General features: G+C 45.3%; 18 protein-coding genes, 2 tRNA genes and 2 pseudogenes. 9 read left to right on the plus strand and 13 right to left on the minus strand.

Features of this window, described 5'->3' with window-relative positions; translation table 11 throughout:
• Positions 1-109: 109 nt before the first annotated feature.
• From DXE33_RS04075 to acs, 3 genes and pseudogenes are all read right to left on the minus strand, one after another.
• Positions 110-343: a hypothetical protein gene (locus tag DXE33_RS04075; RefSeq protein ID WP_162785405.1), complete on the minus strand. Its 234-nt coding sequence runs from the start codon at positions 341-343 to the stop codon at positions 110-112.
• A 118-nt stretch (positions 344-461) separates the two neighbouring features.
• A tRNA-Ser gene (locus tag DXE33_RS04080) sits at positions 462-552 on the minus strand.
• Positions 553-611: 59 nt separating this feature from the next.
• Positions 612-2,430: pseudogene (acs, locus tag DXE33_RS04085) on the minus strand (acetate--CoA ligase); the annotation flags it as partial.
• 81 nt (positions 2,431-2,511) lie between these two features.
• On the opposite strand from acs, the gene DXE33_RS04090 reads away from it, so the two are divergent.
• The 5 genes from DXE33_RS04090 to DXE33_RS04110 are packed head-to-tail and all read left to right on the plus strand — an operon-like array spanning position 2,512 to position 6,681.
• Positions 2,512-4,035, plus strand: a complete 1,524-nt coding sequence (locus tag DXE33_RS04090) for a fumarate hydratase (protein WP_114638730.1) — start codon at positions 2,512-2,514, stop codon at positions 4,033-4,035.
• A gap of 18 nt (positions 4,036-4,053) precedes the next feature.
• Positions 4,054-4,881, plus strand: coding sequence for a glutamate racemase (murI, locus tag DXE33_RS04095; RefSeq protein WP_114638731.1), 828 nt, complete (start codon positions 4,054-4,056; stop codon positions 4,879-4,881).
• Positions 4,878-5,573 (plus strand): energy transducer TonB, encoded by a 696-nt coding sequence (locus tag DXE33_RS04100; protein ID WP_114638732.1) that lies wholly within the window; start codon positions 4,878-4,880, stop codon positions 5,571-5,573. Before murI ends, DXE33_RS04100 begins: the two co-directional genes overlap by 4 nt.
• Entirely contained in the window at positions 5,573-6,265 is a 693-nt protein-coding gene (locus DXE33_RS04105) for a MotA/TolQ/ExbB proton channel family protein (RefSeq protein ID WP_114638733.1), read from the plus strand. Before DXE33_RS04100 ends, DXE33_RS04105 begins: the two co-directional genes overlap by 1 nt.
• A gap of 2 nt (positions 6,266-6,267) precedes the next feature.
• Positions 6,268-6,681: an ExbD/TolR family protein gene (locus tag DXE33_RS04110; protein ID WP_114638734.1), complete on the plus strand. Its 414-nt coding sequence runs from the start codon at positions 6,268-6,270 to the stop codon at positions 6,679-6,681.
• 6 nt (positions 6,682-6,687) lie between these two features.
• On the opposite strand, the gene DXE33_RS04115 is transcribed toward DXE33_RS04110, so the two are convergent.
• The 10 genes and pseudogenes from DXE33_RS04115 to DXE33_RS04160 form a co-directional block, all read right to left on the minus strand.
• On the minus strand, positions 6,688-7,068 hold the full coding sequence (locus DXE33_RS04115) for a hypothetical protein (RefSeq protein WP_114639714.1): 381 nt from the start codon (positions 7,066-7,068) through the stop codon (positions 6,688-6,690).
• Between the two features lie 72 nt (positions 7,069-7,140).
• Positions 7,141-7,929: a putative bifunctional diguanylate cyclase/phosphodiesterase gene (locus DXE33_RS10085; RefSeq protein WP_331851815.1), complete on the minus strand. Its 789-nt coding sequence runs from the start codon at positions 7,927-7,929 to the stop codon at positions 7,141-7,143.
• A gap of 24 nt (positions 7,930-7,953) precedes the next feature.
• Positions 7,954-8,438 (minus strand): annotated as a pseudogene (locus DXE33_RS10090) (diguanylate cyclase domain-containing protein); the annotation flags it as partial.
• Positions 8,439-8,489: 51 nt separating this feature from the next.
• Positions 8,490-8,885, minus strand: coding sequence for a PAS domain-containing protein (locus DXE33_RS04130; protein ID WP_114638737.1), 396 nt, complete (start codon positions 8,883-8,885; stop codon positions 8,490-8,492).
• Positions 8,882-9,373 carry a PAS domain-containing protein gene (locus DXE33_RS04135; RefSeq protein WP_114638738.1) on the minus strand — a complete coding sequence of 164 codons (492 nt, stop codon included), beginning with the start codon at positions 9,371-9,373 and terminating at the stop codon, positions 8,882-8,884. The genes DXE33_RS04130 and DXE33_RS04135 overlap by 4 nt, the downstream gene beginning before the upstream one ends.
• A 15-nt stretch (positions 9,374-9,388) precedes the next feature.
• On the minus strand, positions 9,389-10,426 hold the full coding sequence (locus DXE33_RS04140) for an FIST signal transduction protein (protein WP_231970481.1): 1,038 nt from the start codon (positions 10,424-10,426) through the stop codon (positions 9,389-9,391).
• A 193-nt stretch (positions 10,427-10,619) separates the two neighbouring features.
• Entirely contained in the window at positions 10,620-11,429 is an 810-nt protein-coding gene (locus DXE33_RS04145) for a GGDEF domain-containing protein (RefSeq protein WP_162785407.1), read from the minus strand.
• Complete coding sequence (locus DXE33_RS04150) at positions 11,405-11,794, minus strand: hypothetical protein (RefSeq protein WP_114638741.1); 390 nt, start codon at positions 11,792-11,794, stop codon at positions 11,405-11,407. The genes DXE33_RS04145 and DXE33_RS04150 overlap by 25 nt, the downstream gene beginning before the upstream one ends.
• Positions 11,784-12,584 carry a phosphate/phosphite/phosphonate ABC transporter substrate-binding protein gene (locus tag DXE33_RS04155; protein WP_114638742.1) on the minus strand — a complete coding sequence of 267 codons (801 nt, stop codon included), beginning with the start codon at positions 12,582-12,584 and terminating at the stop codon, positions 11,784-11,786. Before DXE33_RS04155 ends, DXE33_RS04150 begins: the two co-directional genes overlap by 11 nt.
• A gap of 241 nt (positions 12,585-12,825) precedes the next feature.
• Positions 12,826-12,914 (minus strand) — tRNA-Leu (locus tag DXE33_RS04160).
• A gap of 140 nt (positions 12,915-13,054) precedes the next feature.
• Between DXE33_RS04160 and DXE33_RS10395 the strand changes: the two genes are divergently transcribed.
• The 4 genes from DXE33_RS10395 to DXE33_RS04170 are packed head-to-tail and all read left to right on the plus strand — an operon-like array spanning position 13,055 to position 15,492.
• Complete coding sequence (locus tag DXE33_RS10395) at positions 13,055-13,504, plus strand: penicillin acylase family protein (RefSeq protein WP_269460019.1); 450 nt, start codon at positions 13,055-13,057, stop codon at positions 13,502-13,504.
• Entirely contained in the window at positions 13,446-13,904 is a 459-nt protein-coding gene (locus DXE33_RS10400; protein ID WP_269460020.1) for a penicillin acylase family protein, read from the plus strand. Before DXE33_RS10395 ends, DXE33_RS10400 begins: the two co-directional genes overlap by 59 nt.
• Complete coding sequence (locus tag DXE33_RS10405; RefSeq protein WP_269460039.1) at positions 13,817-15,058, plus strand: penicillin acylase family protein; 1,242 nt, start codon at positions 13,817-13,819, stop codon at positions 15,056-15,058. The genes DXE33_RS10400 and DXE33_RS10405 overlap by 88 nt, the downstream gene beginning before the upstream one ends.
• Before the next feature lie 20 nt (positions 15,059-15,078).
• Positions 15,079-15,492, plus strand: coding sequence for a hypothetical protein (locus DXE33_RS04170; protein ID WP_114638743.1), 414 nt, complete (start codon positions 15,079-15,081; stop codon positions 15,490-15,492).
• Positions 15,493-15,517: the final 25 nt, after the last annotated feature.

Here is a 15,517-nt window from a genome sequence, read left to right on the forward strand (position 1 = left end):
TTGTTAATGTTGACAAAAGCCGAGGAATCATAGACATCAACACCATTTGTCGTGAACAAGAACATATACGTTTTCATCGGGGCGTAGCTGCCTGATCGATCTTTTGCTGTTACATCACAGACGACCATCCAGCCAAAGTTCGCAGGCTTGTAACTAAATTCTCTAGCCCATGCTTTGCGTGGAGGAGCACATTCTTTTTTGGCGGACTCTGGCTCATTAATATTTGCCTTAAGGGGTAAGCATTGAGCTCTTTATCAATCTCAGTCTGCTTTGGCTGAGGAGGAAATTTAGCTTGGGCAATCTCCGATTGAGTCACTGGTGTTGCACAGGCCATCAACAGCAAGGATTGAAATTAATGCTAAGAATTTAGTTTTCATTTGATTCCTGAATTGATATTGAATTGCTTATTGCCTATCGCCACTTGCCACTTGTCTTAGTGATCTCAGTGGCGCAGATTGAATTGGCGGAAGGGGCGGGATTCGAACCCGCGGTAGGCTATTAACCTACACACGCTTTCCAGGCGTGTGACTTAAACCGCTCATCCACCCTTCCGGAACCGTTGATTATACGATTGCCGAAAGGGCTTTACCCCAAACCGTGATTCTCAATGCTTAGAGAGACTCTTTGAGTTGCTCCAAAATGGCTGGATTTTCCAGTGTGGAGGTATCTTGAGTCACTTCCTCACCCTTAGCGATCACGCGCAGCAAGCGACGCATGATCTTGCCAGAACGGGTCTTCGGTAAGTTATCACCAAAGCGCACATCTTTTGGTTTAGCGATTGGACCAATTTCTTTACCGACCCAGTTGCGCAGCTCAGTTGCCACTTTCTTCGCTTCTTCACCAGTTGGACGTCCGCCCTTCAGAACGACGAAGACGCAAATCGCTTCACCAGTAAGATCATCAGGACGACCGACCACTGCGGCCTCAGCTACCAATGGATTAGCCACCAAGCAAGACTCGATTTCCATGGTTCCCATGCGGTGACCAGAAACATTCAAGACATCATCGATACGGCCTGTAATAGTAAAGTAACCCGTATCCTTATTGCGAATCGCACCATCACCTGCGAGATAGAGGTTGCCCCCCAACTCTTCTGGGAAATAAGACTTTACAAAACGATCCGGATCATTCCAAATGGTACGAATCATAGAAGGCCAAGGACGCTTCACAACCAAGATGCCGCCATTTCCGTTTGGCACATTATGACCGGCCTCATCCACAATTGCCGCCTGAATTCCAGGCAATGGCAGCGTGCAAGAACCTGGAATCATCGGGGTTGCACCTGGCAGCGGGGAAATCATATGGCCACCAATTTCGGTTTGCCAGAAAGTATCTGCGATCGGGCAGCGTGAACCACCTACATTCTCGTAGTACCACATCCATGCTTCTGGATTAATCGGCTCGCCTACAGAACCTAAGAGACGCAATGAAGACAAGTCATAACTCTTTGGATGCACAGCTTGATCATTGCTCGAAGCCTTGATCAAAGAACGAATCGCTGTAGGTGCTGTGTAGAAAATGCTTGCCTTATGTTTTTGGATCATTTCCCAGAAACGACCAGCATTCGGATAAGTGGGAACACCTTCAAACACAATTTCTGTTGCACCTACTGCAAGTGGGCCATAAGTAATGTAGGAGTGACCAGTGACCCAACCAATATCAGCGGTACACCAAAACACATCAGTTGGTTTGATGTCAAACGTCCACTTCATGGTGAGAATGGCCCACAAGAGGTAACCGCCGGTAGAGTGCTGAACGCCTTTTGGCTTTCCAGTAGAACCGGATGTGTACAAAATAAATAGTGGATGCTCAGCACTCACCCACTCTGGTTCACAGGTAGTAGCTTCATTAGCAACAATCTCTTGCATCCATACGTCACGACCAGGGGTCATGTTGATATCTAAGCCAGTGCGCTTGCTCACAATCACATGCTTTACCTTAGGGCACTCGCCAGTGGAAAGCGCTTCGTCACAAATTGCTTTGAGTGGCAATGCTTTACCGCCACGATATTGGCCATCTGCTGCAATCACCGCAACTGCACCCACATCCATAATGCGATCGCGCAATGCTTGTGCAGAAAATCCACCAAACACCACCGAATGGATAGCACCGATACGGGCCACAGGCTTGCATCGCGACAATGCCTTCAATGGTCATTGCCATGTAAATAATGACGCTATCACCAGACTTGATACCCATCTTGCGCAGCGCATTTGCCATTTTGCAAACACGCTCAAGCATTTCTTTGTAACTTACTTTAGTGACAGTACCATCATCTGCTTCAAAGATGATGGCAGTCTTATCACCCAAGCCAGCTTCAACTTGGCGATCCAAACAGTTATAAGAAGCATTCGTGGTGCCGTCTTCGAACCATTTATAGAATGGGGCTTTGGATTCATCTAAAACCTTAGTAAAAGGTTTTTTCCAATAAATATTCTCTTTTATTTGCTCTATGGCAAACCCTTAAAATAGGGGAAACCTTACTAATAATGTGGCAATTAGCCTAAAACCATGACCAATATCAAACAAAACGACCTCATTCAAAGCGTTGCTGACGCATTCCAGTTCATCTCCTATTACCATCCCAAAGACTTTATTGATGCCATGGGCAAGGCTTACAGCCTGGAAAAAGGTGAAGCTGCTAAAGATGCGATTGCGCAGATTTTGACTAATAGTCGGATGTGCGCTGAAGGTCACCGCCCTCTATGCCAGGACACTGGTATTGCGGTGGTGTTTCTTAAGATTGGCATGAATGTTCAATGGCCTGATGCCACAATGAGCGTTACAGAGATGGTGAACGAAGGAGTACGTCGCGCTTATCTCAATCCAGACAATACATTACGAGCCTCCGTTCTCTCCGATCCTGCTGGCAAACGCAAAAATACCGGGGACAACACACCTGCTGTAGTTCACTACGAAATAGTGCCAGGCGACGATGTTGAGGTGATTTGTGCCGCTAAAGGCGGCGGCTCTGAAAACAAAGCCAAGATGGTGATGCTCAACCCCTCTAACTCGATCGTCGATTGGGTATTAAAAACGGTACCCACCATGGGTGCGGGTTGGTGCCCTCCTGGAATCTTGGGTATTGGTATTGGTGGCACCCCTGAAAAAGCCATGCTAATGGCTAAAGAAGCATTAATGGGTCCAGTCGATATTCAAGAATTGATTGAGCGTGGCCCCAAAAACCGGATTGAAGAACTGCGCTTAGAGCTTTACGAAAAAGTCAATCAATTGGGTATTGGCGCCCAGGGATTAGGTGGCTTAGCTACGGTACTGGACATCAAGATATTGGATTACCCAACTCACGCAGCTTCTTTGCCAGTTGCCATGATTCCAAACTGTGCCGCAACCCGTCACGTGCATTTCCATTTACATGACGATGGCCCAGCAAAACTAGAGGCCCCTTCTCTTGCAGATTGGCCAGATGTCACCTGGACACCAGATGTGCAAAAGTCTAAGCGTATTAATTTAGATACCTTGACCGCCGAAGAGGTAGCAAGCTGGAAACCCGGTGAAACTTTACTCTTAAACGGTAAAATTTTGACTGGCCGTGATGCCGCTCATAAACGTATTCAAGATATGTTGGCTAAAGGCGAAGAATTACCGGTCAGCTTCAAAAACCGGGTGATTTACTATGTCGGCCCAGTTGATCCAGTACGCGATGAAATTGTGGGCCCAGCAGGTCCAACGACCTCAACCCGGATGGATAAGTTCACCGAAATGATGCTCGCCAAGACAGGCTTAATCTCCATGATTGGTAAAGCAGAGCGTGGACCAGTGGCGATCGAAGCCATTAAGAAGCACAAGTCTGCTTATTTAATGGCAGTGGGTGGCGCTGCTTATCTGGTGTCTAAAGCCATTCAGCACTCAAAGGTGGTCGGCTTTGCTGACCTGGGTATGGAAGCAATCTATGAGTTTGATGTCAAAGATATGCCCGTCACTGTTGCCGTGAACTCTGAGGGTATCTCGATGCATGAGACCGGCCCCAAAGAATGGCAAGCTAAGATTGGCAATATTCCAGTCAAAATTGCTTAAGTAAGTACTGGCAGTACATTGGCACTCATCGGAGTTTTTGATTCTGGCGTAGGTGGCTTATCCATCTTGGATGAAGCCTTGCGCCAGCTTCCTGTGCATGATTACATTTATCTTGCTGACTCTGCCAACGCGCCTTATGGAGAAAAAACTAGCGAGTGGATTGCCCAGCGCAGCTTAGCGCTGTGTCATTATCTTGCTGGCGCTGGTTGCGACGCCATTATGGTTGCCTGCAACACTGCAACCGCAGAGGCAATTGCCCAAATTCGCAGTAACATCAAACTGCCGATTATTGGTGTTGAGCCTGGAATTAAGCCCGCTGCAATGCAGACACAAAATGGTATTGTAGGCGTGCTCGCAACAGAGGCAACTTTAAAGAGCGATAAGTTCAATGCTTTATTGGCCACCCTACCTAGTGGCTGTCGTTTTATTAAGCAAGCAGGAGCAGGACTAGTTCCTCTGATTGAAGCCGGTCATGCCGACAGCAAAGAAACTCTCGACCTTCTGGCGCAGCATCTCGAACCCATCTTACAAGCTGGTGCAGATACGATTGTTCTGGGTTGCACCCACTACCCATTTCTGCGCAAAGCTATTCGCACATTATTGGGCGATTCGATCACCTTGATCGATACCAGCGATGCGGTCGTCAAACAATTACAACGCCAGCTTGAGCTTTGCAAAGCGTCTGAAGGCTTGCTCGAGAATTCAAGTAGCGCCAAAAATGCTGGCTCAGTTACATTTGTCAGCAGTCAAGATGAAAATAGATTGCTGTTCATGGCAAAAGATTTGATGCGCTGCGATCTAGCCACTCATGTTGTCGATGCCAGACTCTTGAGCGGCGTGCAATGAACTCACTACTTCACAAGATTGACATGCATCTTCCATTTAATAAAACGGAACGCATCATCATTGTCATTGTGTTGCTGCTGCATGCCCTGCCCGCCTTGGAGTTTTTGCATTTGAGCTCCCAATCAAAACCTGTAGATGAAGATCGTGTTCCTGTTAATTTCGTGAGCCCCGAAGCCCCCAAGGCTCCAGCTGCACCTGTAGCTCCTAAAGCTCCGCCGCCAAAATCTAAAGAGGAGCCCAAGAAGAAAATAGTGGAAGAAAAGCCGTCTCCACAGCCAGCCCCAAAACAAAGCTCTAAAAAGCAAGCCCCTCAAACACAAGCTAGTAAGTCCGAGCCACAAACCCAAAGCACGGCTGTTGCGCCTTCAACCAATGGCAGTAGTAGCGGCACCCCAATATTTACAGATATCGGAAAATTAGAAGTCTTGTACGCGCCCGATGCCGAAGGCTACTATCCCTCATTTTCTAGAAGAGCCTGCGAGCAAGACTCAGTAGACGTCAGACTCATGATCAATCAATCAGGCGAGGTAGATGAAGTGATAATGGTCAGATCTAGCACCTATCCTCAGTTAGATAGAGCTGCGGCTCAAATTGCTCAACGTTATCGCTTTAAACCATTTATGCTAAACGGCGCACCCACCAGAACAAATACCTTACTTAAAGTTTCTTTTACTCTTAAAGGCTGTCAATAATGAACACACCATTTGGAATGGCAAATCTTTGGCTTGAAGGCGATGGCATTACGCGCTTTGTCGCGATCATGCTGCTTGCCTGCTCAGTAGTCACTTGGGTTATTTTGCTCATCCGCCTATGGGATTTGCGAAACCTGCGCAAACTCAAACCCGAGCTAGATCAGTTTTGGCACGCCACTTCATACGAGGAAGGCTTACAAGCTTTTAGCAATCAGGCGCTCAATCCCTATTATCAAATTGCTAAAGCGGCTAGCGGCGCTTCGATTCACCATCAAAGCCAATCGAATAACCACCGCGAATTACTGCAAACATTAAACTATTCAGAGTGGATGGCTCGTAGCATTAAGAATAGTATTGACAGCATTGCCGCCAGCCTGCAAAAAGGTCTGACATTTTTAGGGTCAACTGGCGCTGTTGCTCCGTTTATTGGTTTATTTGGTACGGTCTGGGGCATCTATCACGCCCTGATTTCCATTAGCAGTTCTGGTAGCGCGCAATTAGATCAAGTAGCCGGCCCAATTGGGGAAGCCTTGATCATGACTGCTTTGGGTTTAGCAGTAGCGATTCCTGCGGTACTGGGCTTTAATGCCCTAAATCGCGCCAATAAACTATTCGTTGCTGAACTCAATCGTTTTGGCAATGATCTACTTGCGTATTTTGTGACTGGCGCTCGCGTGAAATCTGGAGAATAAGTATGTCTTTTCGCATACAAGATGATCAACAAGACGATGGCATCATGGCTAAAATCAACATGACACCGATGGTCGATGTCATGTTGGTGCTTTTGATTATTTTTATTATTACCTTACCCGTCATCCAGCAAGCGGTCAAAGTGGAGTTACCCAAAGCCAATAGTGTGCGCAATGAAGTGAAACCGGAGTCAGTGCAGCTCACGATTGATGCCAAAGGTCAAATCTTTTGGAACAGCACCGCAATCGATCTCAAAACCTTTGATGGCTACGCAGAAAAAGCAGCGCAAAAAGATCCTCAACCAGAGGTGAATTTACGCGCCGACAAAGCCGTGAAATATGAATATGTTGCGCAGGTATTAGCGGCATCGCGTCGCGCCGGCTTAACTAAACTAGGTTTTGTAACTGAGCCAAACTAAAGTAGTTTAAGGCTTCGCAGGCCAGCAAGTTTCTTCGCTGACATGGGTGCCATTGCCTATATTGGCACCCAAAATTCCACCTTGTATGGTTTCTACTTTTTTCACTTGACCGGTAGTCTGGTTCAGCGATATTTGTGTAGAAACCGTACCGGCAGAATAGGTTTGGCCACCCAGAGTTTCTGGATCAAAGTAGGCCTCAATGAGAATAACGATTTTAGGGGGGCTAATCAGGATATTTTTAACAATTTGCTTCCCATTGGCATCAGCAAGGTCTAAATCCCTGCCATCAAGATAAACTTTTGCTTTCGAAGACTTTGCTGGCTGCACAATCTTCATCTCATATTCTTCTACGAGATCTTTGTCGACTCGCTTGCAAGTAAAAACCATAGCTTCAGAAGCTAAGGTCAACTGAATATAACTAAAAACAAGAAGAAACAGAAGTAAAAATACCTCATTACCTTATTGCAATGTGTGCACTAAAGATAGGAAGTTTTCCTCGCTCAAAGGTTTACCATAGAGATAACCTTGGTAAAAACAACAACCTTCTGCCAGCAAATAATCGCGCTGCTCAATGATCTCAACACCTTCAGCCACCACCCTTAACTTCAAAGTTTGGGCCAATGACAATATCGAACGAATAATCGCTCGATCTCCTTCATCCCATGCAATGTCGAGCACAAAGCTTTTGTCGATTTTTAGCTCATCCAAGGGCAAACGCTTTAAATAACTTAGGGAAGAATAACCCGTTCCAAAGTCATCCATCGAAAACTTCACTCCGAGCTTTCTTAAGACATTCATAGTTGAAATTACAGCATCAACATCCTCTAGCAATAGACTTTCTGTTAATTCCAATTTCAGCAGGTTTGGGTTAATGCCTACTTGGTTAACAGTAGCCTCAACCATTTCAGCAAAGTTAGCCTTTCTGAACTGCTTTGCACTAATATTTACCGATAAAACTAAATTTTTGGTCAATCCACTTTGTGACCATCTTTTTAATTGTGCGCAAGCCCCCTTTAGCGCCCACTCTCCAATCGAAATAATCAAGCCAGCTTCTTCGGCAATCGGAATAAAAACATCTGGTGGAATAATGTCAAAATCCATCGGACTCCAGCGCAACAGAGCCTCTGCCCCGATAACATGCCCGAAATGATCAACCTGAGGTTGATACATCAAACTCAACTCACCCTTATCCATAGCCCGCTTGAGACTGGACTCCATGGTGGCCTTTTCGGTAAATTGAATATGCATTGCATCATTAAAGAAGCGAACTGTATTGCGTCCTGCTGCTTTTGCCTGATACAGCGCAAGGTCAGCCTGCTTGAGGAGCTCATTGGTCCCATGCGTCTTGTCCGAGAATAAAGTAATACCCACACTTGCTGTAGTAGTGTGAATGATCCCATTTAAATTGACCGGTTCAGAAATACTCTTATGCAATTTGTCTGCAATTAATTTCAATGCATGCATGGCATTTTCTGCATGCGAACCCAAGTCCGGTATCAGCGCAATAAATTCGTCACCACCCAATCTGGCGGCTGTATCCATCTCACGCAAATTACTACGCAAGCTTTGCGCGACTGCCATTAATACTTGGTCGCCCATATCATGACCCCGAGTATCGTTAATTGACTTGAATCAATCAATATAACTGCGCCATAGACGTGATTACGCGTGGCGATAATTCGAGCCTGGTTCAAGCGATCTAGCAGTAGACGCCTATTGGATAGATTAGTGAGCGGATCATAGTAAGCAAGCTCCAATATCTTTCGTTCGGCCTCTCTAGGGTCACTCGTGTTGGAATAAATTCCTATTTAGTGAGAATTAACCCCATCAAGCCCTTTAACAGCCGAAATAGATAACCACACCGGGACAGTTCGCCCTTCCTTATTGCAATTCCAAACACTACCTTCCCACTTGCCTTCGGTACTCATCGCCTCCCACATATTGCGATAAAAAGCAGCATCATGATATTCAGTAGATTTAAAAATAGAAGTATTCTTACCGATCAGTTCATCGGCCGTGTAGCCTGAAATTTTTTCAAAGGTGGAATTGACGCATAAAATATTGCCTTGATTATCAGTCACAATCATGCCGTCACTAGACTGAAAAGCGACTGAAGCAATTCGCAACTCTTCTTCCGCCTGTTTCCTAGCGGTGATATCTTCTGAAAAAATAATAATGCCACCAACAGAACCATCGGCATTCATCCAAGGCTTGATCTCCCACCGTCCCACCGAATCCACCCATAACTACCGTCGGCGAAAATAATGCGATCCTCATCGCACGAAAATGACTCACCTAATAAGCACTGCTGATGCAACTTCTTTTTATCTTCAGAAATATTAGACGTAAGCTCATGATGACTTTTCCCGATGATGTCAATGTGCTCTAATTTACGATCCTCAAGCCATCGACGGCTTGCGTACAGGTAACGCAATTGATGATCTAGCATTGCAATACCCGTTGGCGCATTTTCAATGAACAATTGCAGCTGTCTATTTACGCCTGATAGCTCTTGCGCTGTTACTTCAATCGCATTTTCAAGCAGACGTCGTTCACGATCGACCTGCTGGTAGGTCTCATTAACGACATTCAAAAATGTCATCCAATGATCCGCATTCAGCGCGGATATCTCAGGAAAATTTCGTAGTTGTCGCTTTAAAAGACGATGCTGATTTTGTATTTCAGGAACCATAAAGAACGCCCGCCCTCATTCAGATAAGAGCGTGAGCATTGTAGTTTGATTATGTAATGCACATAAGGCAGGCTCAAACGGGGCAATTTCGCCATAGGAATAAAAACCAAAAACAGTAGTTTTTGGACCCAAGATTGATCCGATAGCTTCGATCTCCTCACCGGCAATCTGGTCCATGACCAAACGTCTACCAACACAGCTCACTACTAAGCATAAAGAATCCTGCTTTAAGGCATCCATTCTAAGTTCGTTCGTCAATTTCACTGAGGCGTCTATTAGTGAATCGATATCCGTCTTCATTAATTTACACAAACTACCCTGAGGAACATCTCCGGCAAAATAGAGACTCATCGCCTCCCAGTTAACTCCCAATAGGGTCCGCACGTAAGGCTTTGTAGAACCAGTAGCATCCCTTACAGATAGAGGGAAGCGTAAACCGCTTCCAGGAAGCTCATTCGACAGCTCTCCCAAATACTTTGTATAAATTTCCAATGCAGGCCTATGGTCAATCTCATAAACCACATTTCCCTCAGATCTGGTTACTCTACGTTCTGGGCCAAATTCGCGCCAGCCTGCAGCAAAGCCACAACTGACTTTAAGCTCACCAAAAAAACCAATTAAAGCAATTTGATGTTGCTTTGCAGGGCCATTGACCATGACCCAAGAACTCTGAAAACGATCGGCATCCCCCGCTAAGCCCCCTGTTACTGGAACACCCAGTGTATTCAGATTTTTTGTGAACTCCGAACCGCTGATGGAAAGTCCATCAGATAGAGCAAAAAGATGTTTTGGCTTAGTCTGCCCAAATTCACCCAATAGCTCTTGGACGATTTGACCTACATCGCTGCCGTCTTCAATTTGTTCGCTCTTGACCACAACCTGGGTAGCGGAAAAACTGACCGCAGCCAAAATAATATCTCTGTCGGAGATGAGATCACCGCTAATATTTCCCGATGAAGAGCAACCAACGATATCGGCATTGGGGAAAAAAGACTTGAGATCTTCGTAACATTTTGCTTCCGTGAAAAAAGGATGCTCAGCACAAACCACCACCAACTGAACGTCAGGATCGCGGGAGATAGGCCTTTATCTCAAGCATCCGCCTCTGACCACCGATATGCATTTACTCGCATTCGGATATTTTATATAACAAAAATGCCTAAAAACCAAATCCCGGAGTCCCTTCTATAGTCAAAACCCCAAAATATTCAATAAAACAAGGGATTCGCTATTCGCTATTCGAACGCTATTCAAACAAATCTTTTTGAGTGCTTTGATAAAAATACCATTGATTTTTACCGTTTTTCTTTGCGCTATACATAGCTTGGTCTGCATGCTCAAGCAGTTGCTCTGCAGTACCGTTATCAAAAGGGTAGAAGGTTACCCCAAGGCTTGCTGAAATATTCACACGATGATTTTCGAGCACATAAGTTTTTGAAATAGACTGAATAATTCGTTTGAGCGAATACTTAGTGTTTTCTTGGGTAAGTAAACCGCCCAACAGAAGTACAAATTCATCGCCACCCAAACGAATAACTGAATCTTCTTCGCGAACGTTTGACCGCAAACGCTTGGCAACTTCGATCAATAAAAGATCGCCAATATGATGACCTAAAGTATCATTCACACCCTTAAAACCATCTAAATCTAAAAAGCAGACTGCAAGTAATCCCCCTTGTTCCACACATCGGTTCATTGCAGTTAATACGCGATCATTGAGCGTGAGTCGGTTAGATAATCCAGTGAGGGAATCAACATGAACCACCTCCTGAAGATTGGCATTACTCTTAATAAGTTCAATCTCGTGTTGATGAATACCCCGAAAGAAATGTCGAATCATCAATATCAAGATAGATATGACCGCAACAAACAAGCCAGCTACGCTCAATACGATGTTTCTGCGAAGCGTGTTTAGGATCTGGTCAGAAATATTAGTTGAAATGGACATGCGCACCCACCCAATCCGAACACCGGCAATAATGGGTGACCAGACGTAGGGGATGTCATTTTCTCTGACCACCCCGGAAGCCTCTAGAGCTTGTTGGGGTACTTGCACAGCCGATTGATCAAAAATAATCGCTGGCTCACTATTTTGATATCTGGGCGCTTTAAATATACTAGCGGGGATCCGCCGGGGTCAGTAACCATCACTGAAAGAATATTTTGATTAAGCATCACTTGACGGATCTTAGACTCTATCTCAGCGTAATCACGCGTAACAATGGAGTCACTCACGGCGACAGCAATTCCTCTGGACAAAGCAACATCCCGACGTTCTAAGGTAATGCTCAGTATTTGACTAATGCTGTAATAAGTCCACACACTGGAGATCAGCATGATTGATAGCACTACTGCCGATATTCCGTAGATAGCCTTTGTTAAGGTAGCATGGGTAATGCTTTGGCGGCGATCAATTCGCATCAAGCACCACAAATTTACTCAATCCAAGCGACTCTAGGCTTTGATAATCCTTTTGATAGCTCACTTTAACAGGATCAGAAATTTGAATACCTTCAAGCAATTGACGGCCAGAGGGATCTTGTTTTAAACCTAGAATGGCATCCGTAAAAGCACTAGCGTCAGACAATGAAATGCGTGGATTAACGGCGATCGGATGTGGCTTGTAAGCGCCAGTGGTATACACCACTCGCAGATGCTCTTTTACTTCTGGACGCTCATGTTGCAAAGTCGCCTGAATGCCGCCGCCTGCTTGATAGTCTCCAAAGATCACTGAGCGATACACATTAGAGTGTGATTTTACGAATTCAGCTCGAAATGGAATACCCGCCTTACTGAGTGTAGCGCGTATCAGTAATGAGGCGCCAAAAGCATTTGGGGCAGGAAAGGCAATCGTGGCATTGCGTAAGTCTGCCAATGTTTTAATTGGGCTATCAGACTTCACAACCACTATCCCAGAAAGCATCTTGCTGCCATCAGCTAAAAGCGGCATATATTTTTGCGCACGATATGCCATCACTTCGTGATAAGGATTCATATAAGCATAATCTGCTTTACCAGCAACAATCGCCTTCTCAAATTCTGGAATAGTACCTGGAATAATGAGGTTGTAGCACTGTTTGGTCTGAATACCAACCTTTTCCAATAATGGTGCCCATGCAGTGTGAATTTCAGTAGCCGAAAACTGAGGAACTACATAAACAGAATATGGGTGTTTGACACTGATATCTCCCAAGCAGCTTGCACTAACCATTGCTGGACAGAGTAAGCCAATGAAGATAGTGACTGAGTAGCTTCTGCTAACCCCATGAGTCTGAGAAAAAATACTTTTAAAAAGGTCATGGACATATTTATTGTTATGAATTTTATATTTTAATTTTCATAACCATTGTCTCAGACTATTACTCAGGGGGCGCAAGAATAGGATGGTGGGAACTCACGTGCAATCGCAGACAAAAAACCCCAAGCAGAACTGTTAGGGAATGTCTGATGATTGGTGCCCGAGGCCGGAATCGAACCGGCACGACTTTTTTGAGTCGGCAGATTTTAAATCTGCTGTGTCTACCGATTTCACCACTCGGGCTTGCAATAGCAGTAACTGCCGCGCTAATAGCTAATAAATCAAGACAAGTGAAATTTTAGCACGCAAGCAAGGAAACAGTCTCTTAAGCCCCAATGGCTAAGACTTTGGGCTGGTAAAGGTAAAACTACTAAAATATCGACATGAAATCGACCAATCAACTGAGAGGCTCCAGCGGAGTTTTGCGCCCTATTTTGTGGGTACTGGGAATAGCAATAAGCTTGACACTGGCGATCTCTGTCGTTTATCTCACGAGTGCTAAATCCAATCCGTCGGGCAAAAGAACCATTAAAGGTCTTAGCGATTTAGTTGTCATTACTTTCGATGCAGCAGATATCCCTCACATCAAAGCGAACAGCCAAGCTGATGCTCTATTCGCTCTGGGATATTTACATGCTTCTGAGCGCTCATGGCAAATGGAAATCAATCGACGATTGGCTAGCGGTCGACTCTCTGAGATTTTAGGAGAAGATACCGTAAGCATTGATCGTTTTATCCGCACACTAGGAATTAAACGCGCGGCTGAACATCAGTTTGATCGCTATCCCGTCTCTGCTAAGCGCTTACTACAAGCGTACGCTGGCGTACGCTGATGGCGTCAATGCGGGTAATGCGCATTTAGGTTGGGCTCTCCCAATTGAATATTTTTTATCTGGATCCAAGCCAGGACATTGGTCTCCCACCGACAGTGTTGCCTGGATGCTGATGATGGCCTATGACTTAGGTGGAAATTGGCAAAAAGAATTACAACGGCTTGAGCTTTCTAAAACACTCACCACCAAACAAATTTGGGAAGTCCTTCCGCCATACGATCCTGACCAACTAGTCACTTTGATGTATTTAACAAAACCGGTAACCCCAAAGAAAATCAGTCCTCCAAACTCCCTGCAACAGAACTTAGCTCAATTGCGCTCCCTGGCGGGAAAGATGGTGTTGGCTCAAATAACTGGGCAATCAGTGGCAAGCTTAGTAATACTGGCAAACCTTTATTAGCCAATGACCCTCATCTCGGTTTATCTGCTCCAGCAATTTGGTATTTTGCACACCTTGACGCCCCAGACTTGAATGTTATCGGCGGCACCCTGCCAGGAATTCCGGCGATTGTGCTAGGTAGAACGGATAAGTTGGCATGGAGTTTTACCAACACCAATCCTGATGTGCAAGATATCTATATTGAGAAGATCGATAGCAAAAATCCGGGCATGTATTTGGGTCCCGATGGCGTTTTGCCATTTAAAGTGCGCCAAGAAATCATTGATATCAAAGGAACGAGCCCTTTACATTTCATTGTCAAAGAAACTAGACATGGCCCAGTAGTGTCTGATTCTTATGCACGCGCTAGAAAAATCATTGATACTGATCACTATGCATTAGCACTGCGCTGGACAGCCTTGGATACCGAAAATCAATCAGTTGCCGGACTTTTGGAAATGAATCGCGCAAAAGATCTCGACTCATTTAAAGAGGCTCTGCGTAAAAATTACGCTCCCATGCAAAATGTGGTGATTGCTGATAGCGATGGCAACATTGCCTATCAAGTTGCAGGAATTGCGCCTAAGCGCACTCTGCACCAAGGTCTTTATGGAGTTGCCCCTGCCCTTGGCTGGGAAAAGCAATATGACTGGAATGGCTATGTACCTTTTGAGCAATTACCAGCAAGTCAGAATCCAGAGCAAGGATGGATTGCAACAGCCAACCAAAGAATTATTGCTGACAATAACCCCAATCCCTTAACTGCTGACTGGGACTTGCCTGCTCGATATGGTAACGATCCTAAAAAATGGTCATGGGGGCAGGCGCATATCGCCATCTCTGAACATCGGCCACTAAGCAAGGTACCCTTTCTTGGATCCCTATTTAATATCTCGAGTCCATTTCCGGGTGATAGCAATACGATCAATGTAGGTAGACTGGAGTTACTTAGATCTAAAAACCCATACGAAACGCTTCAGGGTCCTAGTTTGAGAACCATTTATGATTTGTCTGATCTGGAAAACTCACTATTTATTTATCAAGCCGGTCAATCTGGCTGGGTACAAAACAAGCTTTATCGCAATATGAACCCGCTCTGGGCAAACAATGAATATCTGCCGATGAAAATGAAAGCCGATAGCTCACTACGAACCCTTGAATTGAGCAACAAATAATCAAGGCGCCAGGTAGCAATATGCCCACCATTGGAAACCTTGTACATTTCAAATTGCCTGATTCTTCATGGGCACTATCTGCTGGATTGACCTTGCTCATTCTGCTTTGTTCGCTTTCCTTACTTCAGGGATGCGCTGCTCCATTGGCAGCGATTGGGGCATCAAGTAGTGCTGCTGCAAGTTCAGCGGGAACTACCGTAGCTACTGCAGCGGCGGCTAATCCAGTAACAGCGAGCAGTGTTGCCTCTTCTGTAGCAACCGGCAAATCGCCCTTAGAACACGCTGCCTCAGCGGCAACCAAAAAAGAATGTAGTTTTTTAAATGCCTTGGACTCCAAACCAATCTGCGTTGAAATCACATTTCCACCAGTCAATGACTTCAGCACCCCTTTGGCAGGTCCAGCAGATAAGGCTGCAGAGCCAACAAAGCATTAGGTCAACGTGTTTATGCACTCTTTTT

It is taken from the genome of Polynucleobacter necessarius (assembly GCF_900096765.1).
Lineage (GTDB): Bacteria > Pseudomonadota > Gammaproteobacteria > Burkholderiales > Burkholderiaceae > Polynucleobacter > Polynucleobacter necessarius_F.